The 21212-nt window shown below is 54.7% G+C and carries 19 protein-coding genes; 3 read left to right on the top strand and 16 right to left on the bottom strand.

Annotated elements, in window-relative coordinates:
- Nucleotides 1–9 precede the first annotated feature (9 nt).
- The 10 genes from argJ to RHM61_RS08805 form a co-directional block, all read right to left on the bottom strand.
- The gene (gene argJ, locus RHM61_RS08850) at nucleotides 10–1248 is read right to left on the bottom strand and encodes a bifunctional glutamate N-acetyltransferase/amino-acid acetyltransferase ArgJ (protein ID WP_322250751.1); all 1239 of its coding nucleotides are present in this window, start codon (nucleotides 1246–1248) and stop codon (nucleotides 10–12) included.
- A 114-nt stretch (nucleotides 1249–1362) separates the two neighbouring features.
- The gene (locus RHM61_RS08845) at nucleotides 1363–2124 is read right to left on the bottom strand and encodes a DNA-binding domain-containing protein (protein WP_322250750.1); all 762 of its coding nucleotides are present in this window, start codon (nucleotides 2122–2124) and stop codon (nucleotides 1363–1365) included.
- Nucleotides 2121–2981, bottom strand: a complete 861-nt coding sequence (locus RHM61_RS08840) for a DUF692 domain-containing protein (RefSeq protein ID WP_322250749.1) — start codon at nucleotides 2979–2981, stop codon at nucleotides 2121–2123. The genes RHM61_RS08845 and RHM61_RS08840 overlap by 4 nt, the downstream gene beginning before the upstream one ends.
- Before the next feature lie 65 nt (nucleotides 2982–3046).
- Nucleotides 3047–3313, bottom strand: a complete 267-nt coding sequence (locus RHM61_RS08835; protein WP_322250748.1) for a hypothetical protein — start codon at nucleotides 3311–3313, stop codon at nucleotides 3047–3049.
- Nucleotides 3314–3609: 296 nt separating this feature from the next.
- Nucleotides 3610–3828 (bottom strand): hypothetical protein, encoded by a 219-nt coding sequence (locus RHM61_RS08830; RefSeq protein ID WP_322250747.1) that lies wholly within the window; start codon nucleotides 3826–3828, stop codon nucleotides 3610–3612.
- The gene (locus RHM61_RS08825; protein WP_322250746.1) at nucleotides 3800–4777 is read right to left on the bottom strand and encodes a zeta toxin family protein; all 978 of its coding nucleotides are present in this window, start codon (nucleotides 4775–4777) and stop codon (nucleotides 3800–3802) included. Before RHM61_RS08825 ends, RHM61_RS08830 begins: the two co-directional genes overlap by 29 nt.
- Nucleotides 4778–4824: 47 nt before the next feature.
- Nucleotides 4825–5067, bottom strand: coding sequence for a hypothetical protein (locus RHM61_RS08820; protein WP_322250745.1), 243 nt, complete (start codon nucleotides 5065–5067; stop codon nucleotides 4825–4827).
- 336 nt (nucleotides 5068–5403) lie between these two features.
- Entirely contained in the window at nucleotides 5404–5757 is a 354-nt protein-coding gene (locus tag RHM61_RS08815; RefSeq protein WP_322250744.1) for a conjugal transfer protein TraD, read from the bottom strand.
- Nucleotides 5758–5998: 241 nt separating this feature from the next.
- Nucleotides 5999–8758, bottom strand: a complete 2760-nt coding sequence (secA, locus tag RHM61_RS08810) for a preprotein translocase subunit SecA (protein WP_322250743.1) — start codon at nucleotides 8756–8758, stop codon at nucleotides 5999–6001.
- A gap of 170 nt (nucleotides 8759–8928) precedes the next feature.
- Nucleotides 8929–9885, bottom strand: coding sequence for a M23 family metallopeptidase (locus RHM61_RS08805; RefSeq protein WP_322250742.1), 957 nt, complete (start codon nucleotides 9883–9885; stop codon nucleotides 8929–8931).
- A gap of 64 nt (nucleotides 9886–9949) precedes the next feature.
- Between RHM61_RS08805 and RHM61_RS08800 the strand changes: the two genes are divergently transcribed.
- Complete coding sequence (locus RHM61_RS08800; RefSeq protein ID WP_322250741.1) at nucleotides 9950–10516, top strand: DciA family protein; 567 nt, start codon at nucleotides 9950–9952, stop codon at nucleotides 10514–10516.
- Between the two features lie 10 nt (nucleotides 10517–10526).
- Here the strand turns inward: RHM61_RS08800 and RHM61_RS08795 are convergent, their stop codons facing one another.
- Nucleotides 10527–11078, bottom strand: a complete 552-nt coding sequence (locus tag RHM61_RS08795) for a cob(I)yrinic acid a,c-diamide adenosyltransferase (protein WP_322250740.1) — start codon at nucleotides 11076–11078, stop codon at nucleotides 10527–10529.
- Nucleotides 11079–11202: 124 nt separating this feature from the next.
- Between RHM61_RS08795 and RHM61_RS08790 the strand changes: the two genes are divergently transcribed.
- A complete protein-coding gene (locus RHM61_RS08790) occupies nucleotides 11203–12093 on the top strand; it encodes a LysR substrate-binding domain-containing protein (RefSeq protein ID WP_322250739.1) in 891 nt (296 codons plus the stop codon).
- 116 nt (nucleotides 12094–12209) lie between these two features.
- Here RHM61_RS08790 and RHM61_RS08785 read toward each other — a convergent pair whose 3' ends face one another.
- Nucleotides 12210–14471: a putative bifunctional diguanylate cyclase/phosphodiesterase gene (locus RHM61_RS08785; RefSeq protein ID WP_322251073.1), complete on the bottom strand. Its 2262-nt coding sequence runs from the start codon at nucleotides 14469–14471 to the stop codon at nucleotides 12210–12212.
- Between the two features lie 786 nt (nucleotides 14472–15257).
- Here RHM61_RS08785 and RHM61_RS08780 point away from each other — a divergent pair.
- Nucleotides 15258–16286, top strand: a complete 1029-nt coding sequence (locus RHM61_RS08780; protein ID WP_322250738.1) for a LacI family DNA-binding transcriptional regulator — start codon at nucleotides 15258–15260, stop codon at nucleotides 16284–16286.
- Nucleotides 16287–16315: 29 nt separating this feature from the next.
- On the opposite strand, the gene RHM61_RS08775 is transcribed toward RHM61_RS08780, so the two are convergent.
- The 4 genes from RHM61_RS08775 to RHM61_RS08760 form a co-directional block, all read right to left on the bottom strand.
- Nucleotides 16316–17431, bottom strand: a complete 1116-nt coding sequence (locus tag RHM61_RS08775) for a porin (RefSeq protein WP_322250737.1) — start codon at nucleotides 17429–17431, stop codon at nucleotides 16316–16318.
- A 95-nt stretch (nucleotides 17432–17526) separates the two neighbouring features.
- Entirely contained in the window at nucleotides 17527–18444 is a 918-nt protein-coding gene (locus RHM61_RS08770; protein WP_322250736.1) for an aldo/keto reductase, read from the bottom strand.
- A gap of 55 nt (nucleotides 18445–18499) precedes the next feature.
- Nucleotides 18500–19612: an anhydro-N-acetylmuramic acid kinase gene (locus RHM61_RS08765; protein WP_322250735.1), complete on the bottom strand. Its 1113-nt coding sequence runs from the start codon at nucleotides 19610–19612 to the stop codon at nucleotides 18500–18502.
- A gap of 71 nt (nucleotides 19613–19683) precedes the next feature.
- The gene (locus tag RHM61_RS08760; RefSeq protein WP_322250734.1) at nucleotides 19684–21051 is read right to left on the bottom strand and encodes a M23 family metallopeptidase; all 1368 of its coding nucleotides are present in this window, start codon (nucleotides 21049–21051) and stop codon (nucleotides 19684–19686) included.
- Between the last annotated feature and the right edge of the window lie 161 nt (nucleotides 21052–21212).

The following is a 21212-nucleotide window of genomic DNA, read 5'->3' as shown; positions in this document are numbered from 1 at the left end:
ATACCTCGCTCAGGACCGGTAATCGGCGTTAATCGTCACATACTCATGTGAGAGATCGCAAGTCCACACAGTGGCCGCGACCTTGCCACGACCGAGCTTGACGCGCACCGTGATTTCGCTTTGCTGCATCACGCGCTGACCATCTTCTTCGCGGTAATCGGGGTTACGGCCGCCATTTTTAGCGACCCACACCTCATCGAGATAAAGATTAAGTTTGCTGACATCAAGGTCATCGACACCGGCATAACCGATGGCGGCTAAAATACGCCCGAGATTCGGATCGGAGGCGAAAAAAGCGGTTTTCACCAGCGGTGAATGAGCGATCGAATAGGCGATCTTGCGGCACTCTTCGCGCGTGTTGCCTTCTTCGACGATAATCGAGATGAACTTGGTCGCACCTTCACCATCACGGATAATCATGTGCGCCAGCTTTTGTGCCAGATCGCTCACTGCTTGCGCCAGCAAGGCGTACTCGGGGCTGTCGATGTCGCTGATCTCGACGGCGCCGGCACCGGTGGCGATGAGCATGAAGGAATCATTGGTCGAGGTATCGCCATCGATGGTGATGCAATTGAAGGATTGATCGGCCGCTTGTTTCACCAAATGGTCGAGTACTGGCTGTGTGATTTTGGCATCGAGCGCCAGATAGCCGAGCATGGTAGCCATATTCGGCTTGATCATGCCAGCCCCTTTGCTCATCCCGGTCATTTGCACCGTTTTGCCATCGATGACGACCGTGGCCGAAGCTGCTTTGGCTTGGGTATCAGTGGTCATGATCGCTTCGGCGGCCAAAAACCAATTATCTTCCTGCAAATTCGATAATGCCTGCGGCAAACCGGCAATCAGGCGATCGACCGGCAAAGGTTCGAGAATCACGCCGGTTGAAAATGGCAAGATCTGCGAGGCTTCACAATGCAGCAATTCCGCCAAGGCGGCGCAAGTGGCATTGGCCGCAGCCAAGCCAGCGTCGCCGGTGCCGGCATTGGCATTGCCGGTGTTGATCACCAAGGCGCGTATCGGCGCGGATGCCATGTGCAAGCCATCGAGATGGGCCTTGCACACCTGTACAGGGGCGGCGCAAAAGCGGTTGGTGGTAAACACGCCGGCCACCGTAGCGGTGGCAGCCAATTCGATGACCAGTAAATCTTTGCGATGCGCTTTACGAATACCGGCTTCGGCATGGCCGAGCCGAATACCGGCGACCGGCTTCAAATCAGCAGCGATGGGGAGAGGTGAATTAACGGCCATGATCAAGTTTCCTTGCAGTGAAATCAAGCCGCCATTGTAAGACAATTTATTGCACTGCGATGTAGCAAAAACAGCGCGCGACCAATCATTCTCGCAGCGCGCCGTCGACAGGGCTTAGGACACGATCGCCGTCAATAATTCTTCAGCTAGCCAAATTTGCAACCAGCTAGCGATTTCCGCCTCAGGATACGCCTCGACTATCCGTTCGCAGATGCTGGCAAAACTTTGCCCTTCACGTAATTGTTGCAAAGCCGCTGCCTCGGCACTGACGACGGTACGAAAATGCGGCTGCAATTGCCGCCGCCACAGCATCAGCGTGCTAGCCACCGGCAGCGTATGCGGCGGCGGTGGTGTGCGGTCCTTATCCAGCGCATGCCAAATGGCGATGCAATTACTGTGCAACGTCAGAAACAGCAAACTCGTCGTGATGGCAAATCCAGCCGTTTCCCAATCGGTAACCGTGGCCAGCGCCGTCAGCGCCAGTGGCGCGGCATCGGCGGCATCAAAGGCCAAGCCCAAACTCCACTCGAACTGCGCCAGTTCGGCCACTTGTGGATGTGCCGGCAGATGCAGATTCAGAAACGTGCCAAAATGCGCGCCGAACCAACGTAAATTCGCCTGCTGCGACGGGTAAGCCTCGATATAAGCCGTGGCGGCCGCATAGAACATGGCATCGCCGAGATAGCTATGCGTTTTTTGAAAGGCTTGCGACAAGGCTTCTTGCAAACGCGCCCGGTAACTGCTGTGATAGATCGATAAACGTTCCGTTCCCGTTAAGCCGGTGCCGGGCGCAATACAGGGTAACAGTGCGCTGGCCGGCAAAGTGCCAAGCAAATATTCTTGCATATCACTTTGAATTTGCGCTAAGGAACTCATGCCGCCACCTGCTGTCGCGTCGGACTCTGTGCTTGTACCCGCGCCGCCACGGCGCGCGCATAATCCAACTCAGCCAACAAGTCGGCCAAGGGTGGGATCGCATCATCACGTTCTATCATGGTGGCGACCGCGCCGAAGCGCTGTACCGCCTCAGCATACAAATCCCACACCGGTTCGGCCACCGCTTGATCGTGGGTATCGATAATGTAGTGGCCATGATTGCTGTGCCCGGCCAAATGAATCTGGCGCACCCTTTGCACTGGCATGGCAGCCAGATAAGTACTGGCGGCAAAGCCGTGATTGACGCTGCTGACATAGACATTATTCACGTCCAGCAAAATCAGGCTGTCGGAACGCTCGGCCACCGCTGCGACGAATTCCCATTCCGGCATGCTGTCGTGACTGTAGGATAAATAACTCGACACATTTTCCAACACCAACTGACGCTTGAGTACATCTTGCACGCGACCAATATTGTCGACCACGATGGCGATGCTCTCTTCGGTGTAAGGCAGTGGCAGTAAGTCATGCATATTTTTTCCATGTGCGCCGGTCCAACACAAATGATCGGATACCCAGAGCGGCTCTACCCGCGTGATCAATTCTTGTAACGACTGCAAGTACGCCAGATCAGGGCCGGCGGCCGCGCCGATATTCATCGATACGCCATGCATGACCATAGGATAATCGGCCCGAATCGCCTCGAGCATGGCCAGCGGCTTACCGCCCGGTACCATATAATTTTCTGACAGAATTTCCAGCCAATCGAGTGCCGGCTTATCGGCCAGCATCGCATGGTAGTGATCGGTACGCAGACCGAGGCCATAGCCAGGGCTGGGGGAAAGAGGAGCGCGCATAGTGGTGAATTCCGTGATGCCCGGCACCATTCACAATCCTGATGCCGGGATAGCTGAAACAATACTTATTTAGCGTCGATGATCTTGCCGCCTTTGGCTTGGCAATCGGCTGCAGTTGTTGCCAAGAAACCGTGGCCTTTACATACATTCTGACCTTTGCAAGCGTTTTCTGCGGTTTTGCAGTCGCTCGTGCCTTTGCAGCTGTTGATGCCGGCACAATGCACGGTGTCCGCCATGGCGGCTGTAGTCGTGGCCGCAAAGGCGCCGCCGGACAAGGCCATGGCAGCGGCAGCAGCAGCGATAAGGGCACCGGTTTGGATAGTTTTTTTCATGATGATCTCCGAAAGTAAGGGAAGGACAGTAAAAGGGATAAGTGCTGCCTTGGCATTTCAGCGCCGAGTGGCAGAACTTATGCATCTGTCGCTGGCGGCAAGGATTTTCTTACAAGCATAGGAAAAAAATTTCGGATTTTTTTGCACCGTTAAGGAAGCGCAGATTTAATCGCAGTGGAATTGGCCGTTGCCAATGAGGATGCAATGCAAGGCGCCTTACGCTGTCAATAGTCGACTATTGACAGCGTAAGGCAACACAGCAGTGCGCCTCAGTGGCAGCGGACAAACCGCTTGGATTAAATCTGCGCTTCCTTAATGTCGACATCAACGAGTTTATTAATGATGTCCGACAAAGGCTCAATCACATCGAAAAGCTTTTCAAAAAATTTGGCTTGTATGAGCCGCCCCTGACGCCCCGGTAAAATGATAATTAATTCTGGATGCAGATCTTCATTTTCATACCAAGACAAAAAATCCTGAGCATTATCAGTCCGCGCGTCTATCAAGATTAACATCAAGCCTTTTCCCGTGGCGTTCGACTCGTGGGGCATTCGCCTGCGAATACTGGATCGTCAGGTTTTCTTTTTCACTGTACGTCGGCGGCGCGTTGTCGACACCTTTGTTTCCGGTGTCTAGCATGAGCCGGTCGTGGATTACGGCCTGTTTGGTTGAGTCGTCCAGCTGGGCCAGATAGTAGCTAGTCTTTAATAGAACCGCACCCTGATAGGTCCCGTTGAGCTCGTCCGCGTCGCCAACCTGGTGACCGTGCTTCTCAAGCGTGGCGATCAGTTGGCCTAATTCCCGCTCGCGCTGCTGTAGCGGATGGACCAGGCGCTGAATGACCCAATCCTTCGCGTCGGGTGAGACCGAGAACTGCGCGTCGCGCTCAATGACGGCCTGCAACTTGGGCTTCTCGAAATCGGCGGAATTATCGTAGATGTAGACCGCATCGGCAATTTCGGCCGCGCGAGGGAGCAGCGCAAGCGTGCGGTGGTAGCGTTCGCGCACCTTGTCAGGCGCGACGTAGTGCCCCGTGGTGGTTCCCGTTTCATAGCGCTGCGTCACCCGTTCTACGTTCTTTTCCGGATTGTCCGTGGTGATAAAGGTCAGGAACAGGCGGTAGTCTTGCTCTTTGAGTATCAGCATTTCGTTGATACGCGATGGGTGTGACATCACGGTCTCAAAGGCGAAAGGCAACTTACTCGCCGTCGCCTCGGCGCGGATGCGCATGGCGGCTCTCTGCGCGGCCTCATCCCTGGCGTTCTGGTTGGGATAGTCACCCGGCAGATCCTTGGCCACTTGATCAGGGTTAATAAAGTAGGCAGGAAGAGGGTAGACGCCTCGTATGGTGGCCAGACCGGTCTGCTTGATTTCGTCGATCAACGAGGTCTTCCCAGACCCGTTCGGGCCGGCAAACACCACCACATGCAGATCGAGCGTATTGTCTTTTTTTTCGTCGGACATATAAAAAACGCGGTCAATACCGCGTTTTCAAGTAAGAGGAAGGAAAATTATTTGGCGTTGGCCAAACGTTTTCCGGCGAAACTCGCCAGATCGAACGAGGTGGCCTTGGAAGCATCTCGCTTGGGACCGTTACCCATTGCGAGTAGTTTGACTTGGGCAAGGGTCTGGTCCATGTTACCAGTAATCGCTTTATCCCATTCCTCAACGGTCGCGCCGAGAAACGGGGCATCGCCCCTCAATACTGTCGGGGAACTGAACCTGCCCAAGTTGCTGCGGACTTTGAGTTTCATAATCGTCTACCTTTAACTTCCTGATGGCTTTTATTATAGTCCATTAATAGCAGCGCCACTTAATGCTCGTGCGGGCTTTGTCGCACGCCAAATGATCAACGATAAATGTGTCAAAAATTCATCCGGGAGTCTGTCGGACTTAGGGAATCGAAGCGAAAATCGCTTGAGCGAGGACAGATTTTGGCAGCGCTATACCTCGCCGTCCACCCTAAAGCAGTACATCAATTGCCCAAAGTCACGTATTTCGTCATCGGATGTGTCATAAAGTGCGCCTCAGTGGTAGCGGGCAAACCGCCGCGTGATAACTCGGGCTACTGCTTCGCTCACTGACATCGCTTACGCCCCCTTGGCGTCCCGCCGAGCAATAGCCTCGGACACAGTTTCGCCCGGACGAAGATCGTACAGTTCACGCGCATTGCTTATGGTGATGAAAGGGGGGATGTCGGCGCTCGGGCCGTCGTCGTCTAAAAATGCCGGCTCTTCCCAGACCTCCGCCAGATCCTCGCAGCTTTCTGCGGCGTCCAGCTCGGTCAACGCATCTTCGACGAAGGCACCGGCGCGCTCGGCTTCGTCGGGGTCGAACGCAACTTGGTAGCCCTGCGTCAGGGCATCGACCAGCTTTTCGCGCAGCACAGCAGCATCCGTTGCGGTGTCGTCGATCGTGCTTACGCCGATGGTTTCTATAGTCATAATCCAGAGTCTTTTCCATCGTCGCTTGCGACGATCCATTTAGGGAAGCGCAGATCAATTCAAACTTCACTCACCCGGACAGCTATTCTGCAAAAATTTTTATAGCATTTCAAAAAAATCGAGAAACTTGTCAAGTTTCCCGATTTTTTCATTGAATTCCCCTCTTTATGAGTAATGCCGTTCAGTTAAGACTGAACGGCATTACAGCCGCAGCTGCCTCTTTTTTTACCAAACTACGCGCTTACGCCAGCTTGCCGTGGCACTGCTTGAATTTCTTACCGCTGCCGCAAGGACAGACATCGTTACGCCCGACTTTCAAGGCATAGCTGCCTTCGGGTGCTTCGATGCCATTGAAAGCTTGTGGTGCCAGCATGTCTTCGGGCGTGGCATCGGCATCAAAATCAGCATGTTGATAATGCACATTCTCTACCTGCGATTGCGCCAATTGCAGTTCGGCGGCGTCGATTTCAGCGCGTGACTGTATTCTGACTGTCACGACCGTACGCACCACTTGGTTTTTGATCATCGTCAGCATTTGTGCAAACAATTCGAAGGCTTCACGCTTGTATTCCTGTTTCGGGTTTTTCTGCGCATAACCGCGCAAATGTATACCCTGACGCAGATGATCAAGCGCGGCCAAATGTTCGCGCCAATGGCTGTCAATCTCGGTCAACATGATGCTGCGCTCAAAACCGGCAAACGATTCTTTGCCGACCAAGCTCAGTTTCGCTTCATACGCTTCATTGACGACAGCAAGCACGCGTTCGAGTATGTCTTCACCGCTCAAGCTGGCTTCGTCAGCCAACATTTTCGTCAATGGCAAGTCGATCGCCCACTCATTGGCCAAGACATTTTCCAGACCGGCCACATCCCACTGTTCTTCCACCGATTCCGGTGGTACATGGGCGTGTACCAGATCGGCGAACATACCGTGACGCAAGGAAGTCATCAACTCGGTCATGTCATGCGCTTCGAGCAATTCATTGCGCTGCTGATAAATCACTTTGCGTTGATCATTGGCAACATCATCATATTCCAGCAATTGCTTACGAATATCAAAGTTACGTGCTTCCACCTTGCGCTGCGCCGATTCGATAGAGCGCGAGACGATGCCGGCTTCGATCGGTTCGCCTTCCGGCATTTTCAAGCGTTCCATGATCGCGCGTACGCGGTCACCGGCAAAAATGCGCAGCAATTGATCGTCGAGCGACAGATAGAAACGGCTGGAGCCAGGATCACCCTGACGACCCGAACGACCACGCAACTGGTTGTCGACGCGGCGTGATTCATGCCGTTCCGTACCGATGATATGCAAACCGCCGGCCGCCACCACATGCTCATTGAGCGACTTCCATTCGTCGCGCAAGGTTTGCGATTGCGTCGCCTTGTCGGCAGCAGCCAAAGCAGGATTGGCTTCGATCAGTTGCACTTGCTTGGCGACATTCCCGCCGAGCACGATATCGGTACCACGACCAGCCATATTGGTGGCGATGGTAATAGCTTGCGGCCGGCCGGCTTGGGCAATGATTTCAGCTTCACGCTGATGCTGCTTGGCATTCAAGACATTATGCGGCAGTTTCGCCTCACTCAAGATGCCCGACAGTAATTCTGAATTTTCTATCGAGGTAGTACCGACCAAGACCGGCTGACCGCGCTCGTAGCAATCTTGTATATCCTTGAGCATGGCACCGTATTTTTCCTGCGCCGATTTGTAGACTTGATCTTGACGATCGAGGCGACGCGATGGCCGATTCGGTGGAATGACCACGGTTTCCAAGCCGTAAATTTCTTGGAATTCATACGCTTCGGTATCGGCCGTGCCGGTCATGCCCGACAAGCGCGTATACATGCGGAAATAATTTTGGAAGGTAATCGACGCCAGCGTCTGATTTTCATTCTGAATGCGCACGCCTTCTTTGGCTTCTACCGCTTGATGCAAGCCATCCGACCAACGGCGTCCGGTCATCATGCGGCCGGTAAATTCATCGACGATGACGATTTCCTCATCCAACACCACATAATGCTGATCTTTGAAATACAAAGCATGCGCGCGCAGCGCCGCATACAGATGATGGATCAGCGTGATATTGGCGGCATCGTAGAGCGATGCGCCTTCCGGTAGCAAACCCATTTCCGTCAGTATGCGCTCGGCCTTGTCATGACCGGCTTCGGTCAACAAGACTTGATGGGCTTTCTCATCTTTGGTGTAGTCACCGGGCACGTCTACTTTTCCGCTGCCGTCGGCGGTTTCTTCACCGATCTGCAGAGTCAGCAGCTTCGGTACTTCATTGATTTTGTAATACAGTTCAGTATGATTTTCGGCTTGGCCGGAAATGATCAGCGGCGTACGCGCTTCATCGATGAGGATGGAATCGACTTCATCGACCACGGCAAAATTGAGACGACGTTGTACTCGGTCTTTGGCTTCAAACACCATGTTGTCGCGCAAATAATCGAAACCGAATTCATTATTGGTGCCGTAGGTAACGTCGGAACCGTAAGCGAGCTGCTTGGCATCGTGATCGAGTTGCGACAAATTAATACCGGTCGTGAGCCCCAACCAACTGTAGAGCTGCCCCATCCACTCCGCATCGCGCTGTGCCAAATAATCATTGACCGTAACCACATGCACGCCCTCACCCGACAAGGCATTGAGGTAAATCGGCAGCGTTCCCATCAGGGTCTTGCCTTCGCCGGTACCCATTTCAGCAATTTTACCGAAATGCAAAACCATGCCGCCTATCATCTGCACATCGAAATGACGCATCTTGAGCACCCGTTTACTGGCCTCGCGACACACCGCAAACGCTTCCGGCAACAGGCTGTCGAGGCTGGCACCGGCCGCTACGCGCGCTTTGAATTCCGCCGTTTTGGCCTGCAAAGCCTGATCCGACAGGGCTTCCAGCTGGGGTTCCAATGCGTTGATGTCACGCACCGTCTTTTGGTATTGCTTCAAGAGCCGTTGATTACGGCTGCCGAATATCTTGGTCAGGAATGACATGCTATGAACGGTAAGTTAAATTCTGAAAAACGCCGCGGCAAAAACTTGCTTGCACAGCAACTTATGGGATAGCTCTCGATTTTACCATGCTGCGCTGTCCAGATCAGGAAAAACACCGATGTAAACCCGACTACACTGCAGCAATTGGTGTCTTAATGCACAAATTCAAGCTATTTTTGACTCAATGCATACAATTTCGCTTGGTTCGCGCCGGCAGAGAGGAATTTATTGGGATTTTGCGGCACGTCTTTGATGCGCACCTCAAAATGCAGATGCGAGCCGGTGGAGCGTCCGGTCGAACCGATATCGGCGACATGTTGGCCGCGTTTAACGATATCGCCGAGCTTGACGTAGATTTTCGAGGTATGGGCATAGCGGGTAATGAGGTCACCGCCGTGATCGATTTCCAGCATATTGCCAAATTGCGGATGAAATTCGGCCGCTACCACCACGCCACCGGCCGCTGCCACGATGGCCGTACCAGTCGGAGCTGGAAAGTCTATGCCCTCATGAAAGGCACTGCGACCGGTAAAGGGATCGAGCCGCCAACCGAAACCGGAGGCATTGTAGGTGACATTCACCGGCTGCACGGTCGGCAATAATTTCGATTGGATTTTGAAACCCATCAAATTGGTTTCCACCACATTCATGTAGTCAGAGCGCGATTCTACATCTTTCTGCAACGCATCCAAGGCGGCCTGAAACTCCGACATATTGAGCGCATGCGAAGTGTCGGAGGACATTTCCGGGCCACCGCGTGGTGGTAATTCTTTGAAATTGAATTCTTCCGGCTTAACGCCGGCCAAGCCTTGCACCCGTTCGCCGAGAGCATCGAGACGCATCAGTTGCGCCTGCATTTCGCCGAGTTTCACGGCCATCGCCGCCAGATTTTCTTTCAGGTAGCGGTCTTTTTGATTCGCATCGCCGCTCAGCATACTTGCTTGCGGCAGCAACATCCGCACGCCCGGCACATCGGCACTGGCCAAGCGTAAGGTCAAGGCTGCCATCAGTGCGCCGCTTACCACCATCAGCACCAGAAAAGCCAGCACAGCCAACAGCAGATGATGCGACGACAAAGTCACCGATTTGGCTTGGGTAAACCGCGCATGCATGACAATGATTTGCATCGATACTAATCCTCAGTCACGCCAGCCGGGGCCGACGCAATCAGTTTGTGGTAAGGTATAGGCCATGTCAACATCTGCACCTCCTTCTTATCGCGCCAAGCCGCGGGGCAGCCAAGTCGCTGCAGCCGACCGCTACCGACTTTCCGGCACGACGCAAACCATCAATATTCGCCGCAGCCATACGCCGAAAATCGTACATGGTGCGGTTGACTTTTTACGCAGCAACGCCTCGATTTCGCCGCTGCTGCCTACCATACAGCGCAACTCATCTTTGCAAAAAGATTGTGCGGCGCTGCTACCGGCTATTTTTGACAGCTGCGAAATCATGCAGCTCAGTGAAGGCTTGCTGACTCTGTCGGCCGCCAATGCCGCGCTGGCAACCAAGCTCAAGCAACAATGCCCTAAATTACAGAGCAACTTACAAGAGCGTGGTTGGCAGATTAACGCAATCCGTATCAAAGTACAAGTCAGCCGCATGGTTGACAAACCCCCACCACCGAAGCAATTGGCGCTCTCCGGCATCGCCTTGCAAGCGCTGGGCAAGCTGGCCAGCAACATCGAAGACAGCAGCCGAAACCAAGCGCTGCGCGCCGCCTTGGCGCGCCTGCTGGAACGCCACGGTCAACGCTGAAATCGCGCGCTCAACGTGCGCGCCCGTGCTCCCACAAGACATCATTGCCGCCGTTGAAACGATTGAGCACGCGCGACAAAACAAACAATAAATCCGACAAGCGGTTCATATACTGACGCGGATGCTCTGCCACGTTTTCGCTTTTACCCAAAGTAACGAGGGCGCGTTCGGCACGGCGACATACGGTACGGCAGACATGGGCGATAGCGGCCGCGCGCGAACCGCCAGGCAGAATGAAATCCTGCAGCGGCGGCAAATCGGCATTGTATTTTTCCAGTAAACCATCGAGCCGTATGACTTGCGCTTCGGTGATGAGGGTATAACCGGGTATGCACAACTCGCCCCCCATATCGAACAAGTCGTGCTGTATCGACATTAATTCATGTGTCAATTGTTCCGGTAAGGATTCACACAACAGCACACCGATGTGCGAATTGAGTTCATCGACATCGCCCATGGCGTGCACGCGCAAGCCATCTTTGTCGACGCGACTGCCGTCGCCCAGGCCGGTGGTGCCGGCGTCGCCGGTCCGTGTTGCAATTTTTGAGAGTCGATTGCCCATAATGTAGATAATTTGATGAGAAGTCGCTGAGCATAAGCCAAAAACCGCCGCAACGCATCATAATAGTCGGCATACTTATACAGCGCATGGTTTTGCCCCGGCCGAACCCACATCAGGATACAGAATGGCCACCAGATTACCCCCGGTTCACGCACTTTCCGCTTTTGAAGCAGCGGCCCGCTTCGGCTCGTTTGCCGTCGCGGCCGAAGAGCTTTGCATCACGCCATCGGCCTTATCACATCGCATACGCTTGTTAGAAGAACATCTGTGCGAACGCGTGTTCGTGCGCGAGGGCCGCAGCGTGGCCTTGACCGAATTCGGCCGACGCTATCTCGATGTGGTGAGAAATGCCTTGCGCGCCTTGGCAGATTTCCCGCTGCCCAATAAAGTGCCGCAGCATCAGATGCGCGTCAAGGTGACCGTCCCGCCTACCTTTGCACGCTATATGTTCATGCCGCACCTGGCCGACTTTGCGCGCCGCTATCCCGATATCGAAATCGAAGTCTATCTGTTCGTGCCGTTGTATGATCTGAGCTTATCGGAAAGCGATGTGGAAGTGCGTTTCGGTGCCGGTGAATACCCGAATTTGGTGACTAAAAAATTATTCGTCGAACCGAGTTTCGCCGTTGCCAGCCCGGCATATTTGAAATCGATCGCACCGATCAAGCTGCCGGCCGACCTGCGCCACGCGCGCCTGCTGCGTTCCGCGCTCGAGCCGTGGCAGCCTTGGTTTGAAGTCGCGGCACTCGACTGGGCCGAACCGACTCACGGCTTACGCATCGATGATCTGGGTTTGTTGCTCGAAGCAGTCAAGCACGGCCATGGTGTCGGTTTGACGCGCCAGCATTTTGCCCAAGAATTGATAGAACGCGGCGAAGTCGTTCGGCTGTTCGATACCCAACTGGCCACGCCGCCGCACGCCTACCATCTGGTGCACGAAGCACAGCCGAGCCTGCGTCCCGAAGTACAGATTTTCATCGACTGGATGCAGGCGACGTTTCAGACCACGCCTTAACAGCCGCAGTCTGATGCTGACTTACCGCTGCGGCCAGCGCGTTGTTCGCCGCCATCGCCAAACACCATAAGGATGATAAGGCATTGCCGGCACAAACACCGGCGACATCGCGTAGTTCAAATCAGTACGCTCCGCAGTGCTTGTTGCTCTATCCACAATGCCATCGGCATAGGTTGAGAGTACAAAAACCCTTGCAGCGAAGCGCAACCGTTGGCAATCAAAAATTCCGCTTGCTGCACCGTTTCCACTCCCTCCGCCACCACACGTAAGCCGAGGTGCTCGGCCATCGATAAAATCGATTGGACGATTGCCATACCGCTTTGGTCATCGAGAATGTCACGGACAAAACTGCGGTCTATTTTCAATTCATACAAAGGCAATTTTTTCAGATAAGAAAAACTCGAATAACCGGTGCCGAAATCATCGATGGAAAAACGAATGCCAAGCTGGGTCAGCTCTCGCATGCGCGCGATGGTTTCACTCAAATTATCGATCAATAATCCTTCGGTAACCTCGAAGATCAAGCGATGTGGATCGGCACCGCTATCGGCCAGCATGCGTCTGACCTTGTCAACAAAATCGATTTGTCGAAATTGCTTGGGACTGACATTGAGCGAGACCGGTATCTGCCAACCGGCCGCCGTCAGTGCCAACACGCTGCGACAGGCCTCGCGCAAGACCCAATCGCCCAACTCGATAATGAGACCGGACTCTTCGGCCAGCGGAATGAATACGGCCGGCGACACCATACCGCGTAGAGGATGATGCCAGCGCATCAACAATTCAGCGCCAACCGGATGGCCACGGCTATCTACCTGTGCCTGCATATACATTTGCAGCTCTTGTTTGCCCAAGGCTTGGCCGAGTTCGCGCTCCATCGTCAAGCGCTGTTCAATCTCCAGCTGCATGCCGGCTTCATAGAAAGCAATCTGGTTGCGACCACCGGCCTTGGCGCGATACATGGCGGTGTCAGCTTCGCGCAGCACATCGTCGGCACTCTGCTCTTCATGCGGCAGCAAGGTCACGCCTATGCTGCAGGTGACGGCATACAAAAATTCGCGCACATCAAATAACTCGCTCATCGATACACGAATTTTTTCCGCCACATGCAAGGCGATCTGCGCGCCATGTTGCACCTCGTGTGAAATATCGGCCAGCAAGACCACGAACTCATCGCCGCCGATACGCGCCACCGTATCATTCTCGCGCAACGAAGCCAACAAACGTTGCGTGACTTGCTGCAGCAAAGCATCACCGACCGCATGGCCGCGTGCATCATTGATCATCTTAAAATTATCGAGATCAATGAACAACACTGCGCTGACTTGGCCACTGCGGCGCGCACTGGCCAGTATCATTCCCAGCCGGTCCAACAGCAAACGACGATTCGGCAAACCGGTCAAGAAATCAAAATACGCCAAGCGGTGAATATCGGCTTCGGCTGTTTTACGTTCACTGATATCGCGCCCGGTTGCCACCCAATGGGTGAATTCGCCGCGCTCATTGGCCAGCGGAACCAGATCGGCCTCCAACCAAAATGCCTGGCCGACGCGGGTATACACGATCAGTTCCAGATGCACCGGCGCGAGCGCGACGAGGGCGGCACGCAGTCTGTCAAGCTCGGCTATTTGCGTTTCGGGTCCACTCAAAAAGTGCGGCATGCGCCCGAGTACTTCGCTGCGCAAGTACCCGGTTTGGCGTTCAAATGCTTCATTGACGAAGACGATACACAAATGCGGGGTAGCCCCGGAAGCATTGCCAACGGGATACATCGGTGCATCGTTTTCGATGATGACGACAATATCGGTCAGTCGCGCTACTGCGGCTACAGTCAGACGCAAGTCTTCATTGGCCACACGCAGCGATGCCTGCCCATCGAGCAGCGATTGGCTGATCAATTGTTGATGATTGAGCGAGATTTCGAGTCGCCGCAACAAAACGCCACAAGAAATCGATAACACTGCACAAACCAAGGAAAAATTGATGATAACGATCAGCCAATGGCGAAACGCCGTCTCGTGCACACCGATATCGCCGATGTTAGCCATATCGAAATAGCCGATCACGAGCAACGTCGCCACGGCTAAACACAGGGCCGCGACGGCTTCACGCAAGCGGCAAAAAAATGCCACCATGACGGGAAACGCCAACAGGTAAATCAAACCGGTTACCCCGACCTTGAGGAGGAAGTAAATGCCGAGCAAATAAACCAGAATCAGGAAGCGCCAGGCGCGTGCCCGAAAGCTCAGGGTCGCCGAAATCAGCGTCGCTGCCACCCACGCCAGCGCCAGCAGATCGACTGCAATGAGCGACCACAAGCGTTCGCTGAAGGCCAACAGTATGCTGGGAATGGCTGCCAGTGTGCCGAGCACGAGCACGTATAACAAAATGGAAGAAAGTATACTTTCACGCCATTGCGAGCTTGCCGCAGTGGGACTGAGAGCACGCAAAAAGAGGCGGCGGGACAAGGGGAAAACATTCACGGCATCGTTTCCTTCAGCACTCACACAGGGTAGGCCAAACCCCGAATACCGGCAACGCCACCACATCTGCGCAAGTACGGGCTCAGGCAGCGTAGATTAAAATGTTGCAATAATTGTATACCAGCTAATGGCGATTATCGAGAGAAATACCGGCAAAAAGGCAAAAACAACACAGGATCTGCCGAATCAATTTGCCGCTGCGCATGCGGCATAAATGACACACTGACGCAAAAAAAGACTAGGCCAATTAAATGCTGAAATGCATCTATATCAGATAGAAAACAATACATTATTAAAATTAATCCTAGTTTTATAAAAAATTTACACGGATTTGTCCGATAAGCCAGCCATTGTTCACTGACTGATGACTTAGCGTCACCTCCCCTATCCCCCTACGTCCGACCAGCTTGCCAGCCGTCAGTTGTAATGCATTTTACTAAACACAATAAACTATCTGCACAGTATGGCATTTGATTGACTTGCCTTTTTCAGACAGATATAAATCGAGCCGAAAACCGATAAAAAACAACCTCTTAGTAATGACTCGATTGGAGCAATGTATGTTCAGCTTTGGGTATTTTCTTCCGCTCATCAACGACCTGAGGCTGCGGCCGTACCAGCTCGGTCCGGTCAAGCTGGCATACCGACTCGCTGCGCGTCAACCGAACCGGTATGTACGACATGACTAAGCATGAAGCTGGGCACGAGGCAGCCACCACCGTGCGCGACATTGCCAAAGCGGCTGGAATTTCCATCGGCACGGTCTCACGCGCACTGAAAAATCAAACCGGATTAACCGAGCAAACCCGCCGCCTTATCGTCGGCATCGCACATGAACTGAACTACGATTTTGGCAAACTCAAGCCACGCAAAATCAGACGCTTGAGCTTTCTCTTGCATAGGCAACATAATACCTTGGCGAGCAGCCCGTTTTTTTCACCCATGCTGCACGGCGTAGAAGAAATTTGTCGACATTACGGCATTGTGCCTTCCTTCATGGCGATCGGCCCGGCCGATCCGGTACTTGAGCAAATTCAACGCCACGGCACCGATGCCATACTGTGTGCCGGCTATTTTGAAACCGAGTTATTATCATTGCTGCGCGCTACGCAAAAACCGATAGCCTTGATCGACACCTGCGTGCAAGGCTTTGATTCTGTCAATCCCGATAACCAGATGGCCGGTTACTTGGCGACCCGCCATTTGCTGGCCAGCGGACGGCGTCGCATCGCTTGGTTATCGGGTTCGCCGGCACACTACAGCGTCGGCGAACGCGCCCGCGGCTTTCGCAAAGCGCTGTTTGAAGCGCGCTTATTGGCCGACCCCGAGCTCGAAATCGTCCTGCCGCACATCATCGATCTGGAACAAGCAGTGGCCGAGGCGGTGCACCACCTGCTGACGCTGCTGCCACGCCCGGATGCGATAGTTTGCTACAACGATAGTTGCGCACTGATTGCAATGCGCTGCTGCATCGATGCCGGCATCCGCATTCCAAACGACATCGCCATCGTCGGTTGCGACGATATCGCCGCCGCCGCACTCGCCCATCCACCGTTGACCACGATACGTATCGATAAAGAAAAACTCGGTGCCAGTGGCGTGCGCTTACTGTTGCAAAACCATGGAGATACGCCGCAACAACAAGTCTTGCCAGTCAGCTTGGTGGTACGCGACAGCGCGCCCACCAACAAACGCACTCTGCACTATTAGGCAAGCGCGGCGCGGTCAAACAATGCGCGTCAGAAGCGGTGGCGCAAGCCAATATGGTAGCCCTTGGCCCCATCGTTTTGCGCCTCATAAGCCGGGTGCTCCAAGCCGGCCGTGTCGAGCCGGCTATGATCGATGGCCGCATACAAATCGGTGCGTAAAGATAAGGCGTAATCGAGCATCAGATAGCGACTGCGCCGCCCGAATCGGCCTTCGCTGCCGGCCACCGCCGTGCGGTCTTCCATGAAAGCAGCCACCACTTCGAGCTGCGGCTGCAGCCGATAACTGAGTGCGAACTGCAGGTAGTTTGTGACGGCAGCGCCGCTGGCGAAACCCGCTGCAAAACTGGCATTGGCAAGTGGCTCTGCATGGCAAGGAGCCGCCACTGAACCTGGCGTAACGACCGCGCTGCACTGCAGGAAACCCTGCTCACGCCGCAGTTGCAAATACCCGGCCCACAATTTGACTGCACGATACTCGGCGGTCGCGCCGAGCATGGCGGCACTGGCGCTGCGGCCATCCAGATCGGCACTTTTCTGCCAGGCAGCATAAGCCAGCACGCCGCCGAAATCGCGTGCCAGACTGAGTCCTAGCGTTCGGCCGGCGCGGCTGTTCGCAGCTTGTTCAGAAAAACTATAGGCAACGGAGACTTGCCAGTTCGCCAGTGTCTGCTGGTATTTGAGCGTATTATCAAACCGCAAGCCGAACAAATTGTACTGCCAGGAAATCGCATCGCCGTTGGCTATGCCATATGGATCGATGGCCGACATGGCATCGAACATGACGCCATACTGGCGACCAAGGCGCAAGCTGCCGGCCGGGCCTTCGACACCAAGCCAAGCCTGACTGCCGAACAGGCGCGATTGCTGGCCGCTGCGGCCGTCATCGGGGTTAAACCCGGCCTCGAGTGCGAAGATCAAGCTGCTGTCAGTCCCTAAGCCATCGCGCCCGCGCAGCCCCCAATGACTGCCTTGAATTTGGCCACTACCGAGCTCGCTGCGCTGCGCCTTGCTATCATAACGCATGGCGACATCGATGACGCCATACAGCGTGAGCTCACTGGCATACGCCGGTAGACCGCCGGCGCAATACAGTGCGGCGGCCACCAGCCGCTTTGGCGAATACAGAGAAACAGTCAGTTTGCGCATGATAGAGAAACACCGTTTTTTCATCAGTATGAAAACTGATTTTAAACAGCCTGCGCCAACCTAGGAATGAATTTGTGGTAGGAATTTTCTGAAAATCAATCGACCGATTTACCGGCCGCCGCGCTCCAGAGTGCAAACCATTGCTCGCGTGTCAGTTCCAGATCACAAGCGCGTACCGCATCACGCAAAGCGGCAACCCGACCGGAACCGGTCAATACCAAGGGCTGTGAAGGATGGCGCAAGATCCATGATAAGGCCACCGTCGTCACCGACACCGCATACTCGGTGGCCAGACGTTCCAAGACACTGCGCACCCGCAGAACCGCGGGAGTGGCTGGCTCAGCGAATAAGGCACCACCACCGAGTGCCGACCAAATCATCGGCGCACAACGCAAGCGCTGACACAGATCGAGGCTGCCATCATGCAGCGGCTGCAAATGCATGAGCGATAATTCAAGCTGATTCGTCACCAAGGGAAAACGTGCTGCCAGCAAGTCGAATTGCGCCGGCGTGAAATTCGACACCCCGAAATGCCGCACCTTGCCACTGTCTTGCAAATGACTGAAGGCGGCAGCGATTTCATCGGCATCCATCAAGGGATCGGGCCGGTGGATCAGCAGCAGGTCGAGCTGCTCTATCTGCATGGCGTGCAGTGAATGTTCGGCGCTGGCGATGAGATGCGCGCGGCTGGTATCGTAATGCTGCAGGCTATGTGCCGGCCGCGCCGACGACACCAATTTGATGCCGCATTTGCTGACGAACTGCAAACGCTGACGTAAGGATGGTGCCAGTTGCACGGCCTGACCCAGCAAGGTTTCACTTTGGTAGTCACCGTAAATATCGGCTTGATCGATCGTCGTGATCCCCAGCGCCAGCGCCTCTTCGAGAAAAGTAACGCGCTGCTGCGGCGTCATATTCCAATCAGCCAGGCGCCATAAACCGAGCACAATACGAGAAAAATCCGGACCATTTGCCGCCAATTGTCGGCGCGGAGAAAGTAAGTTGTGACTCATCGTTGATCAATCCCAGTGGAGTTGGCAGGTGCCGGTGTCGGCAACTGCGTGGAGATTAGCGTGGATATAAAGCACCGAGGACACGCCCGCCGCGCGCACCGGTCACTGCCGGCAGATTTCCCGGCTCGCGCTGAAAAAATTGCTGCGCCAACCATGCGAAGGCGCACGCTTCCACCTGCTCCGGATCCATGTCCAAAGCCGCCGTGCTGTGTAAGCTGGCGCGCCCGCCTTGGTCTTGGATGGCCTGTGCCAGCATCGTCATCAAGCAGGTATTATAAGCACCGCCGCCGCACACATACACGGCGCTGACTTCCTTACTGATAGCGGCAGCCAGGCTGTGCGCGGTCAAGGCGCACAGGGTCGCCTGCACATCAACGGCCGCCACCGCAGGCCAATGCAGTAAATGCTGCTGCAACCAAGCGCCATGAAATAAATCACGCCCGGTGCTTTTCGGTGCGGCCAGTTGCAGGTAGGGTTCAGTTAACATGCGCGCCAACAGACCGGCACAAATCTGGCCTTGCGCGGCCCAAGCACCGTCGGCATCGTAAGGTTCGCCGCGCTGCTGAGCAATCCAGTAATCCATGAGCACATTGCCAGGCCCGGTGTCATAACCGCTGGTACTGCCGTCGGCGGCCAGCACACTGACATTGGCAATGCCACCGATGTTCGCCACCACCCGGCATGCGCCCGGCGCACCGAACAAAGCGCGGTGAAAGGCCGGTACCAAGGGTGCGCCTTGGCCGCCGGCGGCGACATCGCGGCTGCGAAAATCGGCCACGACATCGATGCCGCTCAATTCCGCCAGCAAAGCCGCATTCAAACTCTGACGGGTAAACCCGGCTTCCGGCCGGTGCCGTATCGTTTGCCCATGCGCGCCAATGGCACGCACATTCTGCGCCGGATGCTGCTGCAGCAAAGCCGCCGTGCAATCGGCATAGATGCGCGCGATGGCATTGGCCAGCTCGGCTTCGCGTTCGATTTCATTCGGCCCTGGCTGCTGCAATTGCAGTGCTGCCGCATGCAGCGCGGCATCGAAAGGCAAATGCCTACTGGCCAGAATTTCAAGCTCGCCAGTGGCATGTTCTGGCAAGCGCAGCAACACGCCGTCGACCCCATCGAGACTGGTGCCCGACATCAAACCGATATACAGTGCGTCATCAAGGTGCATGTGAAATTGCGTCTATCAAGAATAAAAAAAGGCCGAACCTGGGTTCGGCCCGACCAGCGCAAGAAAATGACTCAGCGCGCTGCTACGTTAATACTTTCGGCTCGTTCCGGCCGCATTAAATTGAAGCGATGATGCATGTCACCGGCCACCGCTTTGAAACGCGCGGTTTCATTGCTGGCCAATGCAGGCGCATCCGGCACCACCACCGACAACGGATCACGCGCCGCGTTATTGACGCGGAATTCATAATGCAAATGCGGACCGGTCGACCAGCCGGTGGTACCGACATAGCCGATGACTTCGCCTTGACTCACGCGTGAACCCTTGCGTATACCAGCGGCAAAACGGCTCATGTGTGCATACGCGGTGCTGTAATTCGACCAGTGCTTGATCACGACCAGGTTGCCGTAACCGCCGCTCATCGCTGCCGTATCAACCACGCCATCGGCGGTGGCACGGATGGGTGTACCGACCACGGCGGCAAAGTCGACGCCTTTATGCTGTTTCCATTGTCCCGAAATCGGATGCAGGCGCATCGAAAAACCCGAAGAAATACGGGTAAATTCCAATGGTGACTTGAGGAAAGCTTTCTTCAGCGACTTGCCGTCAAAGGTGTAGTAACCACCCTGCCCGGCCCCTTCATCAAACCACACCGCTTGGTAGGCCTTGCCAGCATTACTGAATTCACCGGCGAGTACACGGCCGCTCTTGACCATCTGGCCATCTTGCCAAAAAGTTTCAAACACAACATTAAAATGATCGCCACGCTGCAATTTTCGGAAATCGATGTTGGTTTCAAACATGCCGATAATTTGGGTCGAAACATTATCGGGAATATTGGCTTCGTCGGTGGCAGCAAACAAGGACGATGAAATACTGCCCGATGCCATTTCCACACGCCGCTCTAAGGTGGCTGCGCTGGTGCTGGCGACTAAGTGGCCGGCCGCATCGCGTTTGACTTCGAGGTTACGCGCGGTTTTATCTGGGCCATCGATGACCGTGGTTTGCAGCCATTCCAGCTCGCCTTCCTCGTTCGTCTTTGCCCGCACCGCTCGGTCTATACGTAATTGCAACAGACTGCGGGCCACGGCGTCCGATTTAATGAATTGATTCGCCTCATCATCATCTACGCCTAAACGCAATAACAAGGCGTTCAGGGTATCGCCGCGACGTACATTTTCTTCGCGCACGAAATGCTGCTCATTGGCAGCCAAGGCGGCGATTTGTTCATCGAGTGATGGTAAGGGCAAGTCGGTGTGAATACGTTTGACCGGCAAGTCGGAGGCATCTGGTGCCAAAGGCGCGACCGCCGCTGCACCGACCGCGCAAACGGCGCAAAACAGGGCGGACAAAGAAACGGCGCGTGAAACCCGACGGGAACCGAACAATAAACGGCTGGCCGAGACCAGACGAAGTAATTTATCTATAGGTGGACGCATGCGATCAGTTAAAATTGACTGTTTTTATCTACAATTCGCGTTCTTCACCTCCATGCACAGCCACGCCTGACAGGGCGCGAACGACATTCGCAGTGAAGAACCAGACCGAATTATAAACAACTAAACCAGATTACATCGATCAAATCTTGCGATGAAATCTG

Source organism: Undibacterium sp. CCC3.4, from assembly GCF_034347425.1.
GTDB lineage: Bacteria > Pseudomonadota > Gammaproteobacteria > Burkholderiales > Burkholderiaceae_D > Undibacterium.
The sequence above is the reverse complement of the archived record's forward strand: the minus strand, read 5'-3'. Positions and strand labels throughout refer to the sequence as shown.

What these genes read in the sequence shown, in the direction of transcription:
- argJ (WP_322250751.1), bottom strand. Translation starts at nt 1,248, where the DNA reads ATGGCCGTTAATTCACCTCTCCCCATCGCTGCTGATTTGAAGCCGGTC.
- RHM61_RS08845 (WP_322250750.1), bottom strand. Translation starts at nt 2,124, where the DNA reads ATGAGTTCCTTAGCGCAAATTCAAAGTGATATGCAAGAATATTTGCTT.
- RHM61_RS08840 (WP_322250749.1), bottom strand. Translation starts at nt 2,981, where the DNA reads ATGCGCGCTCCTCTTTCCCCCAGCCCTGGCTATGGCCTCGGTCTGCGT.
- RHM61_RS08835 (WP_322250748.1), bottom strand. Translation starts at nt 3,313, where the DNA reads ATGAAAAAAACTATCCAAACCGGTGCCCTTATCGCTGCTGCTGCCGCT.
- RHM61_RS08830 (WP_322250747.1), bottom strand. Translation starts at nt 3,828, where the DNA reads ATGTTAATCTTGATAGACGCGCGGACTGATAATGCTCAGGATTTTTTG.
- RHM61_RS08825 (WP_322250746.1), bottom strand. Translation starts at nt 4,777, where the DNA reads ATGTCCGACGAAAAAAAAGACAATACGCTCGATCTGCATGTGGTGGTG.
- RHM61_RS08820 (WP_322250745.1), bottom strand. Translation starts at nt 5,067, where the DNA reads ATGAAACTCAAAGTCCGCAGCAACTTGGGCAGGTTCAGTTCCCCGACA.
- RHM61_RS08815 (WP_322250744.1), bottom strand. Translation starts at nt 5,757, where the DNA reads ATGACTATAGAAACCATCGGCGTAAGCACGATCGACGACACCGCAACG.
- secA (WP_322250743.1), bottom strand. Translation starts at nt 8,758, where the DNA reads ATGTCATTCCTGACCAAGATATTCGGCAGCCGTAATCAACGGCTCTTG.
- RHM61_RS08805 (WP_322250742.1), bottom strand. Translation starts at nt 9,885, where the DNA reads ATGCAAATCATTGTCATGCATGCGCGGTTTACCCAAGCCAAATCGGTG.
- RHM61_RS08800 (WP_322250741.1), top strand. Translation starts at nt 9,950, where the DNA reads ATGTCAACATCTGCACCTCCTTCTTATCGCGCCAAGCCGCGGGGCAGC.
- RHM61_RS08795 (WP_322250740.1), bottom strand. Translation starts at nt 11,078, where the DNA reads ATGGGCAATCGACTCTCAAAAATTGCAACACGGACCGGCGACGCCGGC.
- RHM61_RS08790 (WP_322250739.1), top strand. Translation starts at nt 11,203, where the DNA reads ATGGCCACCAGATTACCCCCGGTTCACGCACTTTCCGCTTTTGAAGCA.
- RHM61_RS08780 (WP_322250738.1), top strand. Translation starts at nt 15,258, where the DNA reads ATGACTAAGCATGAAGCTGGGCACGAGGCAGCCACCACCGTGCGCGAC.
- RHM61_RS08775 (WP_322250737.1), bottom strand. Translation starts at nt 17,431, where the DNA reads ATGCGCAAACTGACTGTTTCTCTGTATTCGCCAAAGCGGCTGGTGGCC.
- RHM61_RS08770 (WP_322250736.1), bottom strand. Translation starts at nt 18,444, where the DNA reads ATGAGTCACAACTTACTTTCTCCGCGCCGACAATTGGCGGCAAATGGT.
- RHM61_RS08765 (WP_322250735.1), bottom strand. Translation starts at nt 19,612, where the DNA reads ATGCACCTTGATGACGCACTGTATATCGGTTTGATGTCGGGCACCAGT.
- RHM61_RS08760 (WP_322250734.1), bottom strand. Translation starts at nt 21,051, where the DNA reads ATGCGTCCACCTATAGATAAATTACTTCGTCTGGTCTCGGCCAGCCGT.